Genomic DNA, 21,263 nt, shown 5'->3' on the forward strand with positions numbered 1-21,263 from the left:
AATTAATAACAATCATAAATCAAAATGAACGCAATGAAAAATTATGTAAAGAATTTGAAATTATTCGGTTTGGCCACATTGATCTTGGTCTTTTTTAGCAATTGCTCCGATGATGACGGTGAAAAGGAAGGCGTTGAAGAAGAAACTGGTTTTAGGATAGAAATTGCCACGAACAGCACGTTTGGAAAAATTCTGGTCAATCAGGACAACCAATCCATGTACTTTTTCGCCAATGATGTGAACGGGCAGCGGAACTGTGCCGGAAACTGTGCCAGTGTATGGCCTCCGGTGACCGGGGAACTCTATGAACTGGAACTTGGGGCCAATCTTGATGTTGCGGATTTTGCCACCATAGCCATTGAAAATGGATTGAAACAAATCACCTACAAAGGATGGCCGTTGTACTATTTCTCCACGAATGGGGATGGGCAGTTGGAGCCTTCAGGAGCTACTGAGGGCGATGGAAAAAATGGAACATTCCATATTGCCAAACCAGATTACACCCTGCTGTTGGGAAGACAACCACTCACCGAGGGAGGAGATCCCGTAGTTTATTTGGTGGATGACAAAGGAGTTAGCCTTTATTTGAATACCGGGGATGAAGAAAATAAGAGCAATTGTGCAGGCGGATGTGCTGGAGTTTGGCCTCCTTTCAAGGACACAGCCTTGGTACTTCCCTCATCCATGGCCACCTACGATTTTGGAACTGTTGATCGTGAAGACGATTTGGGTCCACAACTTTCCTTTGAGGGAAGCCCGGTTTATTTCTTCTCACAGGATGAAGGGAACAGGGGCAGTGTCCTAGGGCAGGAAGGCGGTCCCAATAAGACCTTTTTTGTTGTGGAACCCGTCTTGTAGACTGACAATCAACAACGATATATAAAAACATTAAGAATCACTGGTACCCTTGCAAGGCATGGTTGGTTTGGTTTACTTCTCTGCAAGGGCCAGTGTACTGACTGTAGTTTTTGGTTATGAGAAGGCCGGTGGGAAACCCCGCCGGCCTTTCTTAAGCACATCAAAACAAGGTCAGTCATAACACATAAAAAAATGGGAAAAGAACAGCTTTTGAAAAAGAAAAATAAAATTACGTATTGCATTATCCTTTTGGGGCTTTTGTTCGGATGCTCCACGGACGGTGAGGATTCAGGACCACAGGAAGTGGAGATGGAAAGCCTGGAAATCACAGTGGAACAAGACCATGTTCTGGTGAACGAGACCCTTCAGATGAACGTGAAGATAAGTCCGACCACTACTACGGATAGGAACCTGTTGTGGGGAAGCACAAACAAGACCGTGGCCACTGTTGATGAATCTGGGTTGGTCACTGCTTTGGCTCAGGGGAAAACGACCATTACGGTAATTTCCGAGGCAGACCTGCGTATTTCGGATGTTATGGAAATAGAGGTGCAAGAAATCCCTTGAATTTTGAAAGGAAGATTTTATAAAAATTGAGTTTTATTTAGTGTTGGTTAAGTAGTGTCTGGGCCGAAGGACCCGAAATGTATCGCTTTGGATTCTTCCATTGACATGCTTTCGAGTGTTTCTTTGGCCGCAAAAGAGTTGGTAGTGCATGCTGCCAGCTCTTTTTGTTTGGCACCTACCGTAACTTGCTTATGGTTTGTGGTTTATGTGCCGAAGCCTTCATTGTTCTTGATTTTACACTCTTAAAACAGGGTATTTGAGAGATAAATCTTTCATCAGTTATACTATGTTTCACAACAAATGATGGATGCAATACAACATAACTTCCCTTTTTTCCTTGGGAGTTGATATGTTTGGATGGTCTTGCTTTGCAAGAGTAGCCTCATCGACCCAACTATGATCAGACCCCAACCTCGGAAAAAACCAAGTCATTTCCTATTGTCTTTTCTTCTGCTGTTCGTTTCCATACAGATGGGATATTCACAACAATGTGCGGTGAATGCCGGAGCCGACCAGATCATTACCCAAATGGCCCCTATCTTTTTGAATGCCGATACCCCCGTAGTGGGAACCGGCATGTGGACACAGCTATCGGGCCCATCATTGGTCACTTTTGATGAGGTCACCAACCCACAGACCGAAGTGTTGGGGACCATCCCGGGAACCTATTTTTTTGAATGGACCGTTTCGGATGTAAGTTGTGATACAGCTTCGGATACCGTAGGGATCTCTATTGTAGGAGTGGATCTGGAAGTGGTTTTGTCAGCCAGTGATACCATGCCCGATATTGGTGATGTGGTCACGTTTACCATCAATCTTAGCAATTTGGGGGATATGGAGGCCACAGGAGTTTCCCTTGAAAATTTTGTCCCGGAAGGATATGGGATCGTAAGTGTCATCAATAATGGCGGCACGTTCAATTTTTTGACCCGAAATGTAACCTGGTCAGGACTTGATGTCCCCATGGGCAGCAACACGGTAGCTTTGACCTTCAATGCCACGGTATTGACACCAACAGGGACTTCAGGGGAATATACCCATATTGCCGAAGTGGTTTCAAGCGACCAATTTGATCTGGACAGTTCACCCAACAACGACGATGGGGACCAGAGCGAAGACGACGAGGCTGCATTGACCGTAGCCCCGTTGCAAGCAGACCTTTCCCTGGCCAAATCGGTTGTGGGAAACAACCTCACACCCAATGTGGGCGAACAGATCAGTTTTGAAGTGTCCGTTGCCAATGATGGACCCCACATAGCCACCAATGTAGGGGTGGAAGATAGTTTGCCATCCGGCTTCAGTTTTGTTTCCTATGCCGCAACATCGGGATCGTACAATGCGACAACCGGCTTGTGGCAAGTGGGGGCAATAGCCAATGGGGATACAGAGACCTTGGTCATTACCGTTCGGGTGAACCCTTCGGGAGATTATACCAATACCGCAGAGGTCATTGCCTCGGATACTTTTGATATGGATTCGACGCCGGGAAACAATAACGATACCGAGGACGACCAAGATGAGGTCGAAGTGGTCCCGGTGGATGTCATAGACCTGTCCTTGACCAAAGAAATCAACAAATCGCCACCATTGGTGAGCGATAATGTCATGTTTACCCTTACAGTGAGCAATGCAGGACCCAGTCTGGCCACTTCGGTAGAGGTGACCGACCTGCTGCCTTCAGGATATACCTATGTCTCCGATAATGGGGGCGGTGCCTACAACGATGCCAATGGTATTTGGAATGTAGGTGCATTGGCCAGTGGGGTTTCGGAAAGTTTGAACATTCTGGCCACGGTAAACCCTTCGGGAGATTATACCAATATTGCCGAGATTACGGGACATGACCAAATCGATTTGGACTCGACCCCAGACAATGGGGCTCCAGGCGAGGATGATCAAGATGAAGTTACGATCATACCCACCCCAGTTGTGGATGTTGCCTTGACCAAAACAGTCGATAATCTTATTCCAGACGTTGGGGAGGAAATTGTTTTTACCATCACGGTATGGAACGATGGTCCCAGTGATGCCACCAATGTGGTGGTTACCGACCTTTTGGCTTCAGGCTACTCGTTCATCAACGCAGTGCCATCCACCGGAACGTATGCGGAGACAAGTGGTTCATGGTCGGTGGGAAATCTGGACAATGGTGCTGTGGAAACTTTGGATATTACTGTGGAAGTGCTTCCTGCGGGAAGCTATATCAATACGGCCGAAGTGACACAGGTGACAGAGGACGATGTGGATTCGACCCCAGGCAACAACAACAGTGCTGAGGACGACCAGCAAACCGTGGAACCGGTACCACAACCCGTATCCGACCTTCTTTTGCGCAAATCCGTGAACGTGTTGAGCCCTTATGTGGGCCAAGAGGTCATATTCACGATCAGTGTGACCAATTTTGGACCCAGTGATGTGACCGGAGTTGAAATCATGGATATATTGCCTACGGGTTATACCTACGTCTCCAATAGCAGGACTGCAGGAGTATATGATCCCATTTCAGGGATTTGGGCATTGAATGGCATTCTGGTGGACCAGAATACAGAAACCTTGAACATTGTGGCCACGGTCAATGCTACCGGGGAACATTTCAATGTGGCCGAAGTGATCGCTTCGAACAACTATGACCCCAATTCAACACCGAACAACAACAATGTCTTTGAGAACGACTTGGACAGTGCAGGCACGACCCCCATCCCAGCCGCCGATCTGATGTTGGAACTGATGGTGGACAATGGGTTCCCGGATGTGGGTTCGCAGGTTACCTTCAAGGTCAAGTTGACCAATGAAGGCCCTAGTGAGGCCCTAGGGGTCATTGTAGAGGCCCTTTTGCCTTCTGGCTACACCTATGTGTCCGATGGAGCAAGTGGATTGTATAATCCTATCAATGGTCTGTGGAACATCGGGAACATTGAAGCGGACACCAGCATGGAATTTCAGATGGTTGCCGAAGTGAACCCAACGGGCGATTACCATTTTAAAACGGAAGTGGTCACCTCCAGATTCCATGATCCGGATTCCACGCCGGGCAATCATGTGCCATCGGAGGACGATCAAGCGGAACTTGCCACCGTGCCGAGACATGTGACGGATATTTCCATTTCAAAGACCGTGGACGATATGAACCCGGATGTGGGGGACACTATTGTGTTCACCGTTCAAGCAAGCAATGCAGGACCCAATGATGCCACTGGCTTGGTGATAGAGGACAAACTACCAACGGGATATCGGTTTATTTCGGCCCAAACAACTGCCGGAATCTATGATGAGGCATCCGGTTCGTGGGACTTACCCGACCTGTCCAGTGGAAGTACGCAGGCATTGCAGATCACGGTAGCGGTCCTTCCCGAAGGGAATTATAGGAACACGGCCGAACTGATTGCCTTGGACACTTATGACCCGGACTCCACACCGAACAACAATTTAGGGTCTGAGGATGACCAAGATACCGTATTGCCGGTTCCGGGTGCCTTGGCCGACCTTTCCTTGACCATGACCGTGGACAATCCCACACCCAATGTGGGGGATGTGGTGCGGTTTGTGATCAGTGTCACCAATAATGGTCCTTCAGATGCCCTTGGGGTCGAGGTCACCAACCTGCTGCCCAGTGGTTACACCTACCAGTCCCATGGTTCCACGGCGGGGGTCTATACTTCCGGAACGGGTGTTTGGAGGGTGAACAGGACCATTTTTGACCAGAACACCGAAAGTTTGGAACTCCTTGCCCGAGTGAATGCACCAACTGCCTTGGCTGACGAATATCTGAACATCGCCTACATATCGGCCAGTCTGTTGGCCGACCCGGACAGCAATCCCCTTCAGGACATTGACCAAGATGACCTTTCGGACGGTCTGGAAGATGATGATGAGGCGAGTGCCTTTGTGGTGCCACAGACCACTGACATTTCCATTTCAAAAGAAGTGGACCATCCATTTCCGAACATGGGGGATGAGGTCGTGTTTACCATCACCATCACCAATTTGGGTCCCGGTTTGGCATCCAACATCGGTATTGAGGAACAATTGCCCTCGGGATATGGGTTTGTAAGTGCAGAAACCTCATTGGGGACTTTTGAGGCATCTTCAGGATTTTGGGAAATTGAAGCGCTTCAGGTATTGGAATCGGCCACTTTGGAATTGACCGTTGAGGTGTTGGACACCAATGATCATGTGAACCGGGCACTATTGTCCTATGTGGACCAATTCGACAGGGATGGTTCCAACGATAGTGCAGAAGCTTTTGTGACACCGAGCTGTTTGGTGGTCTACAATGAATTTTCTCCCAATGGGGACGGGGTAAACGATTTTTTCACGATCGATTGTATCTCCCAATACCCCAACAACGTACTCCAAGTGTACAACCGATGGGGAAATATTGTGTTTGAGACGCGGTCCTACAAAAATGATTGGGATGGCACCCCCAACGGGCGCGCCATTATCCAAAAAGAAGACCAACTGCCCGTGGGCACGTATTATTACCTCCTTGATTTGGGGGATGGGTCGCAACCACGAACCGATTGGCTCTACATAAACAGATAGGAAGGGAATGGGAAGGAAAAAAAATAGGATAACAGTATTGAGGTGTCTGTGCAGTATGGCACTTTTGGGAACCATCTTCGTTTCGGCCCAACAAGATCCACAGTTCACGCAATACATGTACAATACGATGAGCGTTAACCCCGCTTATGCAGGTTCGCAGGGACATCTTACGGCACTTTTGATGCACCGTTCCCAATGGGTGGGCATTAATGGGGCTCCCAACACACAGGTCTTGGCGGTGGACGCTCCGCTGGAGAACAAGATCGGGGTGGGGGGTGTGCTGGCCCATGATGCTTTGGGGCCTTCTTCAGAAATATTTGTGGACGGGAACGTGTCCTATACCATACAGTTGGACAGTACCAACAGGCAACTGTCCTTTGGGTTGAAGTTGGGAGGTAGGATCTTTGATGTTGATTTTTCCAAAGGACTCACAGAAAATCCCGATATGGCCTTTCAGGACAATCTGAAGAGCAAATTCTTCCCTACAATAGGCGCTGGATTTTATTATCATACCAAAAAAGGGTATCTGGGCTTTGCCGTGCCCAATTTCTTTTCGCAAAAACATTACGATGGGGAAGAACAGGAAATTGCAGCCGAACGCCTTCACTATTATTGGATCGGAGGGACTTTTATGGACATTACGCCAGATGTGGTGCTCAAACCTGCCTTTTTTATCAAATGGGTGCCCGGTGCGCCCATGATTGCCGACATATCGGCCACTGCCTTGATCAAGGAGACCTTTACCGTGGGGCTTGCCTACCGGTGGGACGATTCGTTTTCTACCTTGTTGGGAATGCAGATCAATCCCAACCTAAGCGCGGGCTATGCCTATGATTTCACGTCTTCCAATTTGGCAAGCTATACTGGGGGCTCACATGAAATATTCCTTCGGTATGAGTTCAAATCGCCCCAAAAGCAACTCCAACGGCCTACATTTTAGGGTCAGCCCCATCCAGAATAGTCATTATCTTTAGGGTGTCAATACAGAAAGATTGAAAAAGGTGTTATGGAAAGAAATGAACTGTACCCAATTTTCTTGAAGGTTTCCCAATTGGACGTGCTTATTGTAGGTGGGGGAAACGTAGGTCTGGAAAAACTGACGTTTTTGCTCAAGTCCAGCCCCAATGCCCAAGTGCAGATGGTGGCACTGGATTTTTTGCCCGAAACTGTGGAATTGGCCCAAAAGCACCATGTGGAAATGGTCCAAGAAGCCTACGACAAGAAATTTTTGGAAGGAAAGCACATGGTCATCGCCTGTACCGACAAACCTGAGGTGAATGAACAGGTATATCACGATTGTAGGGAAAGGAGTATTTTGGTGAATGTGGCGGACAACCCGCCTTTCTGTGATTTTTATATGGGCGGGATCGTGACCAAGGGCAATGTAAAGGTGGCCATATCCACCAATGGAAAATCCCCGACAACGGCCAAAAGGCTCCGTCAGTTTTTTGAGGATGTCCTTCCGGAGGATATCGATGAGCTGGTAAAGAACCTCAACGAATACCGGAAGACCTTAAAGGGTAGTTTTGAAGAAAAAGTGGAGGCCCTCAATGAGTTTACCAAGGGATTGATCGACAAAAAGGAGTAGGCCGCCTACATTTTTTACAATCGTTTCATGGCCTCGAAAAGTTCATCTTTTTTGCGGGACGAAATGTTCACCTCAAGATCATTGCTCATGATCAGATAACCCCCATCGGCTTTCATGTATTTTTTGACCTCCCGTAGATTGATCACATAGCTGTTGTGTACCCTCATGAACTGGTGTTCCCCGAGCAGGTTCTCATACTCCTTCAAGTGTTTGCTCACCAAATGGGAACTACCGTCCTTTAGGATAAAACAGGTGTAGGAACCGTCCGCTTTGCAGGCCACTACATCTTCAATGGCGATGAATTCCATCCCGGTGGTGGTTGCCAAGCAGATTTTCTCTGGCCTTACGTCCCCTCGCGAAATGTTCTGCATCAAAGTATCCAGTTGTTCCCGGTATATGTTGGTGTCCCTTCGGGTCCTTGCTTTTTTTACGGACTCTTGCAGTTCGTCAAGGTCTATCGGTTTCAACAAATAGTCCAATGAACTGAATTTTATGGCCTTGATGGCATACTGCTCAAAAGCAGTCGTAAAGATGACCTCAAAGTCGGGGTCCTTGATTTGGTTGAGAACGTCAAAACCTACACCAGACTTGAGTTCAATATCGAGAAAAACGACATCGGGACTGTAGACGGAGAGCACTTTGACGCCTTCTTCCACCGAACTGGCCATGGCGATGACCTTGACGTCTTTACAAAATTCTTCGAGCATGGATTTGAGTGTTTCCCTGCTGTGCTTTTCATCTTCGATTATTACTGCTTTTAGGACCATTGGGTTATTTTTAGGGGTTAGATACTAGTCTTATAATGATTTTGGTTCCGGTTGGATGGCTTCTCGAATCATATTTGTCAATGATTTCCATAGTGTTCTTCTTTCCGCTTTGGGCATGGTGCATGTTCAATCTTTTTTCGGTGATCTGCATGCCCCTGGATTTTCCGTGGGTCTTGGTCGCCCCTGCGGTTTGTCTTCCAATGCCATTGTCCTCAATTTCGATCACACAGAGCCCATCTTTCTTTTCAAAGTGCAGCGAAAGGGTTCTGTTTCCCTCTTTTTTGCCCGAAAGTCCATGGATTATGGCATTCTCCACCAAGGGCTGTATCAACATCAAGGGAATTTCCACTTGGTCCGTGTCCAGTTCCTTGTCCACATGGATGGTGTATTCAAAACTGTTGTCGAATCGAAGGGATTCCAGTTCCAAATAGGAGCGGAGCAGCTCTATTTCCTCGGTCAGCGTAACCAATACCTCATGGGAACTTTCCAGTACGTTCCGGGCAATCTTGCCAAATTTTGAAAGATATTTCAGTGCGGACAGCTTATTGTCCTGAAGTATCAAATGCTGTATGGAGTTCAAGGAATTGAAGATGAAATGCGGGTTCATTTGGGCCCGGAGTGTATTGGTCTCTTTCATTGAAACCTCTTGTTGGAGCACCAGCCTGGACTCATATTCCTGTTTGATCTTGTAGGCAAGGCCCAAGGAAAAGATGATGATTTCCAGTGTGGACCCAATGATCATATAATACTTGGAAAGGGTGAACATATACAGTAAAGCGCCAGTCATGTAGATAAAGGAACCGGTGACTATGAAAATGGCAAGTCTATCCTTTGCCCTGAACAAAAGATAGCCCATGGAAAGGATACCGAAAAGGGTCATCAGCAACCGTTGGGAATTCAAGAAAAGGTTGCTCAACGAAAAATGGGAGTTATAATAAGAATAGGAAAACAAAAATATGATCAGCCCCAAGAGCATCACAATTGCAATGATGGCAAAGTGGAGTTTGGGATATGCCTTTTTGGTGTTCAGATAATACATGGCAAAAAGCACGTAAAAAAAGTTGATGAGGATCTGTGAGACCAGCACGCTCCAATATCCGAAGAGGGAACCGACGAAAGATCGGTATTCAGGGATGAACAAGCGGACAAGGAAAAAGGCCGAAAAGAATATGTACAATGCATAAAATAAAAATTCAGCTTTTTTTGTATAGCAAAAGATAATAAAAAAGGTCAAAAAGAAGATGAGACAGGCACCCAAATATATGTGGTCCAAGATGATGGGGTAAATATTGTCATTGGTATAGTAATCCGTAAAGAAACGATTGGCCTGTTCTGAGACATATTCAAACCTAGGAGCATTAGCAAAGCGCTCTATAACCTGTACCTCAAGGAACAAATATCTGCCGTTGATCAAATCCTGTTTTTTAAAACCAACACCCCTAAGATAAACAAAGGAGTTACTTTTCTCACGCCGCTCAAAATGCCCAAATTTTTTTTCGCAAAAGCTGCCTTCCTTGGCATAGTGAAGAGTGGCCTTGCTGAAGTTAAGGGTACGCAAACGCCAGGATTCCCTAGTGTCCAGAGTGTCGAGTTCATGGGCAAAATCCAGTTTCACCCAATATGTGGCATTCACGTCACTGAACCTCAATGATTCATCGGCACTGAACTGTTGGTCACCATTCAATATTTCATCGATTTCCAGGTCAATGGCATTTACTTTCAGGATTGAGTAAGGTATTTTCTTGGTCCTCCTGTCCGTGTCCACATTTTGGGCCAGTAATGCCGATATGCCCATAAAGAACAGAATACAACTTGCTGTAATGGTAAGTATCCTTGTTGATTTTACTACTTCTTTGAAAGGTGATGGGATACTTTTTTTTGCCAATCTTCCAGTACATGGGCTACAGTGTATGTTTTCATGGATGGATATGATTGCAGCGATAATCATTGAAATGAAACTTATTAAAGGATTTTTCTTATTAAATTTGAAAGAATATGATTATTTAATATATTTGTTCCATAGTGGGGAACTATATCCTTTCGTAAAGGAATTTCGCTACAGCGCATTGAACTAGAACAAGAATAGTTCATAAGGTCGTCGATTTAAGTCAACAATTTTTGTTTAGTCGCCCACTTGGAAATCCTGCAATGTTTCCCAAAGGAAATGGTATAATTTCTAGATGACCATTTTCTTTGGACATAGATCAACAATTTGATTTTTGTCCATGGTAATCCACAAAATTCCGATGGTAATCCATAGAATCACCTTCAAGAAGAAGGTTGGTTCCTTGATGGATTGAGTTATAATCTATTTTTGGGGGGAAGTTTGTTGATGTATTTGGCTCGAAGTGTTTTCTGATAAAACGGGGCCAGTGGGATGGGGTTATCATAAATTCAGTTTTTTGCACTTTGAACAAATTCAAAGTGAATGTCTTTAATGCATTAAATTAACTCACCACTTTTATCCCATTATACAACTGTGTGCAGCATAACCCCATACTAGCTCTCAGCTTTCTTGGAATTACTCATGGTGAGTATTCTATTCAATAACTAGGATTCATGATTCCATTCAGAATCTGTAATCCAAAACTATGGGACTGCACAATCTTCATAGCCAGAACTGAAGAAGTGGACTTATGGTCCGTATGCAGTCCAATCCCTTTTTCTTTATTCCGTGTTAAATCTACTTTGGTTCAATGAATATTTAGGGGACCATTTGACGTAGCTGGGGTTTGGGTTTACGGATGGCCCTTTTGGGTTTACGGATGATGTTTTCAGGGTCAAAAAATTAGAACATAAAGTGGGATTTCCACAAGGGATTTATCCCACTTTGACTAACATGAACACTAAAGACACATTAAGTTTTATCCAACGGAACGGAGCTCATGGCCATGGCTGGATACGGGGGATAATGTTTTTTGGTGAACTTTTCTTGGCCTTTTGATCTTGCCTTTGGCTATAAAATGCCCTTTGAAGTCTATCGTCGCAATATTGCTGAAGTACCCTAGCATATCCTCATAGTCATGGATGTTTATTCCTGCTTTGGACAAGCCCTTGTGGATTGGGGATGCATTGGTTTTTTCGGTCCAGTCCCCATATATTCTTTTGTCCTTGGATTTTATGATCAGGATTTTGAGTTTGCTCAAATGCCAAGCGGGCACGTAGAAGTTGGAAACACCATCACTAAGGGACTTGAATGTGACATAGATCTTTCCTACATTTTTATATACACTTGCCCTGTATCCCAATTGGGAATTGTTCAAGGGTAGTTTCAGACAACTGTTCTCCGATTCCAAGTAGAACAAAATAGGATTGTTATACAGTACTTCCTCGGTGATTTGTGGAACATCCAAAGTGAAGGACCAACCCGGAAGCTGTTCCCGAATATCAAAAGACAATAACTCCACCGTATTGGTTGGCATGGTATGCTTAAGGTCCGAGTCCCTATCCGTTATGGAAGAGGACTTATTGAAGAGGTAAATGGGGTAGCCAATGATGATAGTGGCACAGATAAGGGTCCATAAAATGGTCAAAGACAGCATGATTGATTTGTTTAGATTAAAATTTGGGAACTTTTAAACATGATCTAAATAACAAATTAAAATGACGCCAATGTTGTCCAATTGACGGATGTGGGCTCTCAATTGACGGATGAAAAATGAACGACCAAGTGCAAATTTTCATCGGTGAAAAACACGGTTTGAACCTCATTTTGTGTTGTTTTTCATGGAAATCCAAGTTAGCCACACATTTTTGACCTAGGTTATGAAGACATTTTGGTCTTGAATGACCAAAAATCGGTTCACTTTGATCGGTAATGGAACATTTAGGCCTTTGTCTTTTTTCCTCCATTCACGTTTTCCAATTGGCCTATCACCGCCATCACATCATAGTTTGCAATTTTCCGGGTACTATAATTCCTTTTGATATGGTTGATATAGGTGTGGATTTCCAGGGTATAGTAGTTTTCGAGCTCAAAAATGGGGTCCTTCATAATTTCAAGACTTTCGTCCGCTTTCATTTTGCCATACGATCTAGCATGATAAACAATCTTGTGACTGTTGTTCTCAGGGTCCATCCATTCTATGGTGACCTCTATGAAGTCATCCATCCTTTCCCTAAGTTTGTAAGTGGCCTGTTTGGGGATCTTTCCATATTCATATTCAGATTTTACAAGATCCAAAATCCATTTTTCAAGAAAATTTCCTTTCATCGTCGATTAATTTTATTTAGGTGTTCTGATTTGGGCCCGTTTCCGGGTTTTTTGGTTCAATGCTTTTGAGGATGAAAATTGGTTTCCTGTTAACCTCCCGGGACAAAAGTGGGAATGGGGTATTGGTGTTCAGGGTATGATGCGCTCCTGAGGAGCCATGTTTATAGAGGTCGATATGGTTCTAAAAACTTATTTTTCCATATGCAGTTTTTCCTTGAACCAAGTCATGGTTCTTTCCCGTGCCAAAGCACTTTGATTACTGTCATCAAAATCGAATCCATGTCCGGCTCCTTCATATAGGTTGAGTTCCACGGAATCCCCTTTTTGCTTGAGAATGTTGAACATGCACAATGTATTTTCGGTCAACTCATCTGTTCCGGCAACATGGTACAGCATTGGAGCATATACCCTATAGATGTTACCTCCCATGGCGTTGGGGCCACATATGGCGGAACCCCAATAATCATACCCTCCGGAGCCTCCATAGTAAAACACTCCAGCTGCAAAGCCGATATTTGGTCTTGGTTCAGGAGCCAGAACTCCAGAGGATTCGTCATATTTCTTTCCATTGAAAGTTTGTGTCCAAGCCCAATCATTTGGAGTTGCACCGGTGTCGTATAATGTGGAGGCAACGGCAGTGGCACCATCCGAAAACCCTAGAATACCTATGTCTGAGGGGCGAACGAAGTTCCTTCCAGTGCTGTTTTTTAGTTTTTGGAGCAATTTTAAGGCTGCATTGGCATCACGCGGGCGCACAAATTGTGAGCTTATCTTAAAATTATCGGGGGCCGTGGTCCATTTTCCTGTCCGTGTTAAAACCCCGCGCCCGGAATAACTGTCCACAAAAGCGCCGATAATGCAATGCTCATCAAACAGTTCGCGCCATTCATTGAACTGTCCGGACATGGTTCCCGTATTTGGGTCGTGGTTGGTCCACATTCCATCCGATCCATGTAGCACCACCACTGCCGGTAGGGAAGGGGAGTTGCCACATTCCTGGGGAATGGAAAGGTATACAGGAACCTTCACGTGGTCCAGAACAACATGTACAATGGTATCCTTTGTGCCCTTGGGGATAACAATCTCGTCTATTTCCACCAGATCTAGGAAGTCCTTGTCTTCACTACAGGAATAGGAGAGGAATAAAAGTCCACAAGCAAGGAGTAGGTTGATTTTGTGCAATGATTTGGAAATTGTTTTCATAGTTTCTCTTTTTAATAAGTGCATGTGCAATTCGAAATACCTTGGAAAAGGTCCAATCCCAAGGTGACCACATGGGTTCCTTTGGAATAGCCCAATATTTCATTCATGATGACTTGGTAGGAATATCCAAAGTAGAAATCCCCCTTTTTTAGCCCCATGATAGGGGCTACATACAAAGGGGAACCCAATTGATCGTTCAGGAACCTGTAGGTAAAACCGGCGTAGTAATAGTCTTCAAAATCAAACCATTTGAACTTGGTGTTCACATCTGTTACCGATCTGCCATCATTTTCAAAATATTGGAAGAAAACAGATGGTTCCACTTCAAAGTCGTCCCTTCTGTTCTTTCTAAAACTATACCCGGAATAGACGTAGTAATTCCGTAATCTGTTTGGCTCAAAGACAGGGTTAAACTTCCTAAAATCCTTGTTCAGGATATTAGAGACATTAAGACTGACATAAAACTCACCTCTACGGTACAAGGTACCCAGGTCAAAATTGGGATTGCTGGAGGCCCGATCATTGGTTACGATGGGATCACCATTTGCTTCTGGGTCAAAATTCTCAATATCTATCCGAAACTGGTTCAGGTTGAAGGACAGCGCAAATGAGAAGTAGCTTTCTTCATACTTGTCAAAGGTCAAATGGTGTGCAAATGAAACCTTGCCCCCGCGCTGTTTGGTCTCCCCATTGGCATCATTGTACAGGACCATTCCAATTCCAGACCTATTTCCAAGTCTGACATCGGCGGATAGTGACTGGGTATCAGGAGCGTCCTTGATACCCACCCACTGTGTTAATCCGTTCATCCGTACTTTGACGTAGTTCCCAATACCGGCATAGGTCGGGGACATCAAAAAAGGGTTATCGGACAGGTATTGGGACAACTGTGGAATGGTCAGTTCTTGTGCATTCATCAGGCACACATTCATCCACATTAAAAGAACAATAGCTTTCTTCATGTATCATCTATTTTTATCTGAACAGTGTGAAATGTCCAACAAACTCACGTCCAGATTCATCATTTAATTTTACAATGTACCAGTAGTCACCAGATGGCAGGGGTTTGGAATCATAGTATCCTTTCCATACATCGAATTGGCCAAGAATTTGGATTTTTCTGCCATATCTATCAAAGATGAATGTCTGGATATTTGGAAATGCCTCGGTATTTTTTGGTCCCCAAAAATCATTTTTGCCATCATTGTTTGGGGTAAAAAAGTCAGGGATGGAGATATCCACAAAGTTCATGGAGATACTTGCTGTGACCTCACAACCATTGTCATCAACCACGGTGACCATGAAAGTGCCATTTCGGTTGATGGTATAGGTGTTGGATGATGTCCCATTCTGATTGTCAAAATAATAGGTGTAAGGACCAGAGCCACCAGTGACATTCGCGGTTATTCCATTCACGTGATTATTGAGTAGTTCAAGTTCCAACGGTTCTATATCATCAATGGTGAATGGATATTCAAAAACACAACCATTACTTCGCATGATAAACAGACGGTGTTCCCCGGCACTTATGTTCGTGAAATCTGGGGACAGTATAAAATCATTAGGGTCTGAAGAGTCAAGGGCATACATCAGATCATTGTTTGCTTCTGGGTCAACAAATGACACCTCAATCGAATTTGAAGGAAGGTTGTTGCCGTCGCACAAATACACAGGTTCTACCGATGCTCCCAAGTTTTCCTCGATTACAGTTACCTGCGAAGTGGATGAAGAGAGACAACTTCCATTTGCCGTTACGGTATAGGTGTACACTCCCGCGCCGTTGAACGCAGGGCTCCAGGTCCCCCCTGGCTCAGGGGTTCCCCCGAGCAGAGCGAAAAGGTCCGCATCGTTGAGCAGGTCGCCTTCACATATGGTTGTCGCGCCGTTGGTCCCCGCGTCGGGTTGTTGTTGTTCGGAGACGGTGACGGTTGCCGTTGCGTCGTTGGTGCAGGGGGCCGTTGCCGTTACGGTATAGGTGTACACTCCCGCGCCGTTGAACGCAGGGCTCCAGGTCCCCCCTGGCTCAGGGGTTCCCCCGAGCAGAGCGAAAAGGTCCGCATCGTTGAGCAGGTCGCCTTCACATATGGTTGTCGCGCCGTTGGTCCCCGCGTCGGGTTGTTGTTGTTCGGAGACGGTGACGGTTGCCGTTGCGTCGTTGGTGCAGGGGGCCGTTGCCGTTACGGTATAGGTGTACACTCCCGCGCCGTTGAACGCAGGGCTCCAGGTCCCCCCTGGCTCAGGGGTTCCCCCGAGCAGAGCGAAAAGGTCCGCATCGTTGAGCAGGTCGCCTTCACATATGGTTGTCGCGCCGTTGGTCCCCGCGTCGGGCTGGTCCGTGACGGTTACGACTATTATAGTTGCCAACCCTTCACAGCTGTTTATAGTTTGAGTAACATAATAATTCTGCGATATGAGCGGATCAGCGGGTGCCACAATGGAGGTAAGCCCTGCGTCACTATACCATGTTATTGTAGCTGAAATGGCGGGAACAAGGTCAGCTCCCGTAGGGTTATCAGTACTACAAAATATTTGATTGTTTGCTGCTGGAGCCACTGGAGTAGTGTTCACTGTGACGATGAAACTTTCTTCATCAAAACAATTGGGAGTGGTGCCTGTCTCATCATAGATATAGTAGGTTCCAGATACCGTAATATTGTCACCTGGGGAGAATTGTGTTCCAGTGCTCCCGCTGCCTGAGTAATAGGCTTCGTTGCCGGTCAAGTTGTTTCCAGTGATAGCAGGTAGTGTATATGAATCGCAAACAACCTGGTCTACAATATCATCAACATCCGGAGAGAGGTATACATAGTTGGTTTGGGTTACATCGATAAAATTACCTGAGGTATCCGTAATCCTATAGGTTCGGGTTATCGTTTCTGGATTTGTATTTCCATCGGTTGCTTCCGATTGTAAGATAACAGATGCTATAGCACAGTTATCTGCCTCGTCCGTCACGACCAACGGGTCTGCTGGAGGTGGTGTATCGCATATAGTGATGTCAAGGGGGTTTGATGCAGTAGGTGGCTCGGTATCCCCGAAACCTACGGTAAAAACATCCCGATGTTCAAAATTGACATTATCAAAATAGGCATTGCCTGCCATGTCCACGCTTGTAGCATCTATCATGGTGATGGGACCTGTGGTAAAATCTCCATCTTTGTCAGTGTCTATGAGTAGTTTTAGACCACAATCTCCATTGTCCAAAATATCTGAACCTGAAAGGTCTATACGAACACTGATATTGCTAATAGCATCTACACCTGGAGAACGGATAGCTTGTACCCGCCATTCCCTGGAAATCCTTTCGGTAATGTCTCCTGAAATTGGCAATTCCATGTTTGTGGCACTTAAGCTTCCACGATCATTGGCCCATATCAAAAAGTTGTGCAGGAACGTGAACAGCCCATTTTTGTCTATTTCAGGTCTGGTATCGTCCAAATTGTCGGTACTGAAGTTATTGTTTGTTGACATGGTGACGATAGCCTCTGGGTTTTCACTCTTGGAGATGCGCTGGTGCAGATTGTACCTTAGTTTGAGTATGGGCGCATTTTGGTCCTCGTCCCTATCTGCACCTAGCCCTGCTATATCATATTTATATATATTCTCCGCTTGCCATATAACAGTCCCATCGGCAGCGATATAATTGAAGTTGTTGTTTCCAATTTCGCTACCCAGACCAGGGCCATTGGAGAGGGTCAATCCATATTTGATGGCCAAATAACTTTCAACTATCTGTGTTTCCAGAACTGGTAGTGGACCATCAAAGAGCATCACTTCGGCGATGTCCCCTGTAAGGTTGCGGTTAGCATCATTACTATTGAAGTGTTTACCCAATCTGTTAAAAAAATAAAGATCATTGTCCGCATTTATTTCAAACCTTACTGTTGATATATCGGGAATTCCGTTCACATGGGTGATAAGGTTTTCGGAGTCCACTAGCGCCTGTCTTTTGAACATGCCTATGGCCGGTTTGCCCAAAAGGTCTACAGAACCGTTTTGAAAGTAACCATTGCCACCATCGCCAAACCATGTCCTTCCCACAGAGAAACGATTGCCATCAGAAACACCCAATGACAGGTTGGTCAACCATTGGTTGGAATTGGATGACCAATGTTGTTGATCAATATCACCACCAAATAGGAGTCGTTGTGTCTGTGCCGTGTTTCCAGCTCCTAGTGCCCTGAACACCACAAACACAGTAACATTTTGTCTGGAATCTGGTTTAAAATGCAGGGCTTGCCCATTTCCGCTGCCATCAAACCGGACAATGGGATTAAAATTCATACTGTTCCTTTCCAAGGTGGGAAGACCAGGAATTGATCCTGCTGGGTTCAGAAATTGAGGATAAATACCACTGTTCGGATAGGTGTAATCAAAACCAGCGGGAAAAGGCATTGGATAGTTGGCCGGGTCTGGATGTGGTATGGCATCCTGAGGTACAAAATCTATGAAATCATACCACCTGCTTACCGGGGTTCCACTTGCTGGAGGGTAGGGGGTAAATAATTGAATCTGTCCCACAGGAGCGGGGTTTATGTTTATGGCCCTATCTGCCGTGAACCAAGTGTCCAGATCTTGGGCATTTGCTTGCATACCTAAGAGCATGACCAATGCTATGGTCAAGTGCTGCATGAGTTTTTTGAAGAGGAGATGTGGTGGCGCACAGGAAAATTTCTTTTCCGTGCCCATAGAAAAATAGCAAAGTAGAAGTTTTATCATAATAGCAGGGTTTAATGGTATTTTCTTGTTGGGGCTGGACGAGAAAATAGATTTGGTAGTATAAAATAAATGACTATCCGTGGATGTTCAGTGTCCCAATTCACCTATGATGGGATACAATTGACGGATGATGGGAATGGATCAACGGATCGAGAATTTGCCCATTTTGAAAAAATGAAATTTTGTAGGTTTTATCTTGTTATTTTAACAAAGTAGCGGAGTGTGGATTAAAAAAAGGCCGCCAAGATTTTCTTGGCGGCCGAACCATCTCTGTTATCAAAGAACTAGAGAGTTACACCAAACCTAGTTCTTGCATTGATTGTGATATATGGGAAGGATGGTTATTTTATGAGATTTATTTCCACTCTCCTGTTTTGTTTTTTGCCGGCACTCGTGGCGTTGGAAGCTATTGGTTTTTCTTCGCCGTAACCAATGGCTGTGAGCCTATTGCCTGCTATTCCTTCATTGATCAAGAAATCCCTTACCGAGTTGGCCCTGGCCTCAGATAGTTTTTGGTTGCTATCGTTGGACCCCACGCTATCAGTATGCCCTTCCACGGTGAACTTGGAGTTGGGATATTCATTCAGGATTTGGATGATGTCCACCATTACCGATACGGATTCTGTTTTGATGGTCGCTTTTCCTGTATCGAAAAGAATGGTCCTGGCATAATCGTTCAATTGTTTCTGGACTTCTTGGGTCACTTCAGGACAGCCTTTGTTGCTTACAGGGCCAGCGATTGTGGGGCATTCGTCATCGATATCTGCCAAGGTATCACCGTCTGAATCTGGGCAACCTTTGTGCTCAACGCTTCCTGGAGTTTCTGGACAGCGATCATTTTGGTCTATGATGCCATCACCATCGGTATCGGGGCAGCCTTTGTGTTCCACCAATCCTGGCGTATTCGGACAATCATCATCTTTGTCCAGAACACCATCACCATCCGTGTCGGGCCATGGGCATCCATTGTTTTCCTCTGGTCCTGCCACATCGGGACAGTTGTCATCTTTGTCAAGTATGCCGTCTCCATCCGTATCTGGCCATGGACAACCTTTGTTTTCAACTGGACCGGCTACCTCTGGGCAGTCGTCCTCCTTGTTCACGATACCATCTTTGTCCTTGTCTTTCAATTTATTTTGATAGACAGGGATCTTCAATCCGGCATATAGGTCAAGCCCTTTGGTTTCGTCGCTGATCAAGGATGATAGAATAGATCCCGAACCCATGTAAAGTGGGCCCAGCCTAAATCCTGCTCCCCACTGAAAGCCAACTCCATTGAGAATGCCAACTGGGGAATAGATGGACAACCATGCACTTTCATATCGAGGGGTAATGCTATACTGGTCCAGGATATGACCCACATTTGCTGCGTTTTTGGAGGTCATCGAAATATCGGCATTGACGTTCAGATAGAATTTGGAAGCAATGCTCCAATCCAAGTTGGTATGTAATGCCGTGGGTAAAGTATAGTTTTTGGATTTGGTGTCCGATAGTAAGTCAAAATTGTCCAATAGGGCCTCTTCAAGGACATCCCCATCAAAATTGTCTATACTTTGGGTTTTATTAAGGTCATACAGTCGGTCTCTACCATCGATATTCATTATTTTTCCAATATCTGTGACCGAAACCCCCAGTTTCAACTTGTATTTATTGACTCCTCTATTTACAATGGCGCTGCCATCGCTTTTCATTTTGGTGTATTCGGCATGGTCAGGTCTCCATTCATATACAAACCCAATATCACCACCAAGACCAAACCCAACGTTAAAATCGTCAAAAGCATCTCCGATGTTACCTTGTTCATTCACTTCACCTGTGGAGCCATGGCGTAATTGACCCGTAGTGGTGATCTCCCGGGTGTTGGAGTCATAATCCAGGGTGATATCGGAACCATATAGGTACACATTGCCCAAGCCCTGCATCATTTTTACGGTAAGACCTCCCTTGAGGAAATGCTGCTCTTTGTTCAACAAAACACGGGCATAGGTGGCACCAAGTTCTCCCCAAGCACTGAATGTGCCCGAGACGTCACCTTCCACTATGCTAAAGTCTTCGGTCTCTTCAAAACCACCTTCTTTATCCAAAGTATTGCCATTCACATTATCCACATTGAAAATGCTCCTTCCCCGAGTGAAAATGGCCAAAGAGCTCTTTTCATTGATACTGAGCATGACGGAAGGTCCCAATATGTCTATGTTGAACGTAAGGAAGTTGTCCGTTCTAGGGAATGTTTTGGACGTTTCAAAAGTTGAGTTGTAGTCGCTGAACACATCGGAAAAATTGAAACCGATGTAATTGTTTCCATACAGGGCACTGATGCCGGCCAGGTTAATATCCGTCCGCAGTCTTGAATCGGCAATGTTGGCCGGGTTGGAAAGTACCCCGTGCACACCACTGTAATTGTCCGTTAGCAAACCTTGGTAGGATTGCGCACTGAGCATATAGGCGGATAAGAGGCACACCATGCCCAAAAATGTTTTTTTTGATAACATATCTAATTTTTTTTTTGCCCAATTAGGGGCTGGGTTATTTCAAGTATTTTGGTTAATCGACCCCAAAGAGAATATAAAATGTGACATCAAAAATGAGGAATGAACGGATGTGCCTTTTGAATTGACGGATGGGGGATTTGAGTTTATATGATTTTTAAAATGAAGGAATATTCCTATAGTTTTTTAAAAAAGCAGATGCTATGGGGAAATGTAAAGATGGTATGGAGAGGTTGCAATCTTCCTCTTGAATATGATAAAAAAATAAGGGTGAAAGTGGATGGGATGGTGTGGAATAAAAAAACCATTACAACCAA

At 45.1% G+C, this 21,263-nt stretch carries 13 protein-coding genes; 5 read left to right on the plus strand and 8 right to left on the minus strand.

Annotated features, from left to right (window positions below):
• The first annotated feature begins 33 nt into the window (after positions 1-33).
• The 5 genes from DB398_RS09175 (at position 34) to DB398_RS09195 (ending at position 7,555) form a co-directional block, all read left to right on the plus strand.
• Positions 34-858 (plus strand): hypothetical protein, encoded by an 825-nt coding sequence (locus tag DB398_RS09175; protein WP_159076378.1) that lies wholly within the window; start codon positions 34-36, stop codon positions 856-858.
• A gap of 192 nt (positions 859-1,050) precedes the next feature.
• The gene (locus DB398_RS09180; RefSeq protein WP_108424094.1) at positions 1,051-1,425 is read left to right on the plus strand and encodes an Ig-like domain-containing protein; all 375 of its coding nucleotides are present in this window, start codon (positions 1,051-1,053) and stop codon (positions 1,423-1,425) included.
• A 438-nt stretch (positions 1,426-1,863) separates the two neighbouring features.
• Positions 1,864-5,967, plus strand: a complete 4,104-nt coding sequence (locus DB398_RS09185) for a T9SS type B sorting domain-containing protein (RefSeq protein WP_159076379.1) — start codon at positions 1,864-1,866, stop codon at positions 5,965-5,967.
• Positions 5,968-5,974: 7 nt separating this feature from the next.
• Positions 5,975-6,907 carry a PorP/SprF family type IX secretion system membrane protein gene (locus DB398_RS09190; protein WP_108424096.1) on the plus strand — a complete coding sequence of 311 codons (933 nt, stop codon included), beginning with the start codon at positions 5,975-5,977 and terminating at the stop codon, positions 6,905-6,907.
• A gap of 66 nt (positions 6,908-6,973) precedes the next feature.
• The gene (locus DB398_RS09195; RefSeq protein ID WP_108424097.1) at positions 6,974-7,555 is read left to right on the plus strand and encodes a precorrin-2 dehydrogenase/sirohydrochlorin ferrochelatase family protein; all 582 of its coding nucleotides are present in this window, start codon (positions 6,974-6,976) and stop codon (positions 7,553-7,555) included.
• Between the two features lie 14 nt (positions 7,556-7,569).
• Here the strand turns inward: DB398_RS09195 and DB398_RS09200 are convergent, their stop codons facing one another.
• From DB398_RS09200 to DB398_RS09235, 8 genes are all read right to left on the minus strand, one after another.
• Positions 7,570-8,322, minus strand: a complete 753-nt coding sequence (locus tag DB398_RS09200) for a LytR/AlgR family response regulator transcription factor (RefSeq protein ID WP_108424098.1) — start codon at positions 8,320-8,322, stop codon at positions 7,570-7,572.
• Between the two features lie 10 nt (positions 8,323-8,332).
• Positions 8,333-10,117: a sensor histidine kinase gene (locus DB398_RS09205; RefSeq protein ID WP_159076380.1), complete on the minus strand. Its 1,785-nt coding sequence runs from the start codon at positions 10,115-10,117 to the stop codon at positions 8,333-8,335.
• Positions 10,118-11,186: 1,069 nt separating this feature from the next.
• Positions 11,187-11,864 carry a hypothetical protein gene (locus DB398_RS09210; protein ID WP_108424100.1) on the minus strand — a complete coding sequence of 226 codons (678 nt, stop codon included), beginning with the start codon at positions 11,862-11,864 and terminating at the stop codon, positions 11,187-11,189.
• Between the two features lie 284 nt (positions 11,865-12,148).
• Positions 12,149-12,535: a hypothetical protein gene (locus DB398_RS09215; RefSeq protein ID WP_108424101.1), complete on the minus strand. Its 387-nt coding sequence runs from the start codon at positions 12,533-12,535 to the stop codon at positions 12,149-12,151.
• Between the two features lie 189 nt (positions 12,536-12,724).
• The gene (locus DB398_RS09220) at positions 12,725-13,738 is read right to left on the minus strand and encodes a dienelactone hydrolase family protein (protein ID WP_159076381.1); all 1,014 of its coding nucleotides are present in this window, start codon (positions 13,736-13,738) and stop codon (positions 12,725-12,727) included.
• Positions 13,739-13,749: 11 nt separating this feature from the next.
• Positions 13,750-14,700, minus strand: a complete 951-nt coding sequence (locus DB398_RS09225) for a PorP/SprF family type IX secretion system membrane protein (RefSeq protein ID WP_108424103.1) — start codon at positions 14,698-14,700, stop codon at positions 13,750-13,752.
• A 13-nt stretch (positions 14,701-14,713) separates the two neighbouring features.
• Positions 14,714-18,457: a T9SS type B sorting domain-containing protein gene (locus DB398_RS09230; protein ID WP_108424104.1), complete on the minus strand. Its 3,744-nt coding sequence runs from the start codon at positions 18,455-18,457 to the stop codon at positions 14,714-14,716.
• Positions 18,458-18,798: 341 nt separating this feature from the next.
• The gene (locus DB398_RS09235; RefSeq protein WP_108424105.1) at positions 18,799-20,949 is read right to left on the minus strand and encodes a DUF5723 family protein; all 2,151 of its coding nucleotides are present in this window, start codon (positions 20,947-20,949) and stop codon (positions 18,799-18,801) included.
• Between the last annotated feature and the right edge of the window lie 314 nt (positions 20,950-21,263).

This window comes from Flagellimonas amoyensis, assembly GCF_003058265.1.
Lineage (GTDB): Bacteria > Bacteroidota > Bacteroidia > Flavobacteriales > Flavobacteriaceae > Flagellimonas > Flagellimonas amoyensis.

Bases quoted from the DNA above. Each gene is read 5' to 3' on its own strand.
- DB398_RS09175 (WP_159076378.1), top strand. From the start codon at position 34: ATGAAAAATTATGTAAAGAATTTGAAATTATTCGGTTTGGCCACATTG.
- DB398_RS09180 (WP_108424094.1), top strand. From the start codon at position 1,051: ATGGGAAAAGAACAGCTTTTGAAAAAGAAAAATAAAATTACGTATTGC.
- DB398_RS09190 (WP_108424096.1), top strand. From the start codon at position 5,975: ATGGGAAGGAAAAAAAATAGGATAACAGTATTGAGGTGTCTGTGCAGT.
- DB398_RS09195 (WP_108424097.1), top strand. From the start codon at position 6,974: ATGGAAAGAAATGAACTGTACCCAATTTTCTTGAAGGTTTCCCAATTG.
- DB398_RS09200 (WP_108424098.1), bottom strand. From the start codon at position 8,322: ATGGTCCTAAAAGCAGTAATAATCGAAGATGAAAAGCACAGCAGGGAA.
- DB398_RS09205 (WP_159076380.1), bottom strand. From the start codon at position 10,117: ATGGGCATATCGGCATTACTGGCCCAAAATGTGGACACGGACAGGAGG.
- DB398_RS09210 (WP_108424100.1), bottom strand. From the start codon at position 11,864: ATGCTGTCTTTGACCATTTTATGGACCCTTATCTGTGCCACTATCATC.
- DB398_RS09215 (WP_108424101.1), bottom strand. From the start codon at position 12,535: ATGAAAGGAAATTTTCTTGAAAAATGGATTTTGGATCTTGTAAAATCT.
- DB398_RS09220 (WP_159076381.1), bottom strand. From the start codon at position 13,738: ATGAAAACAATTTCCAAATCATTGCACAAAATCAACCTACTCCTTGCT.
- DB398_RS09225 (WP_108424103.1), bottom strand. From the start codon at position 14,700: ATGAAGAAAGCTATTGTTCTTTTAATGTGGATGAATGTGTGCCTGATG.
- DB398_RS09230 (WP_108424104.1), bottom strand. From the start codon at position 18,457: ATGATAAAACTTCTACTTTGCTATTTTTCTATGGGCACGGAAAAGAAA.
- DB398_RS09235 (WP_108424105.1), bottom strand. From the start codon at position 20,949: ATGTTATCAAAAAAAACATTTTTGGGCATGGTGTGCCTCTTATCCGCC.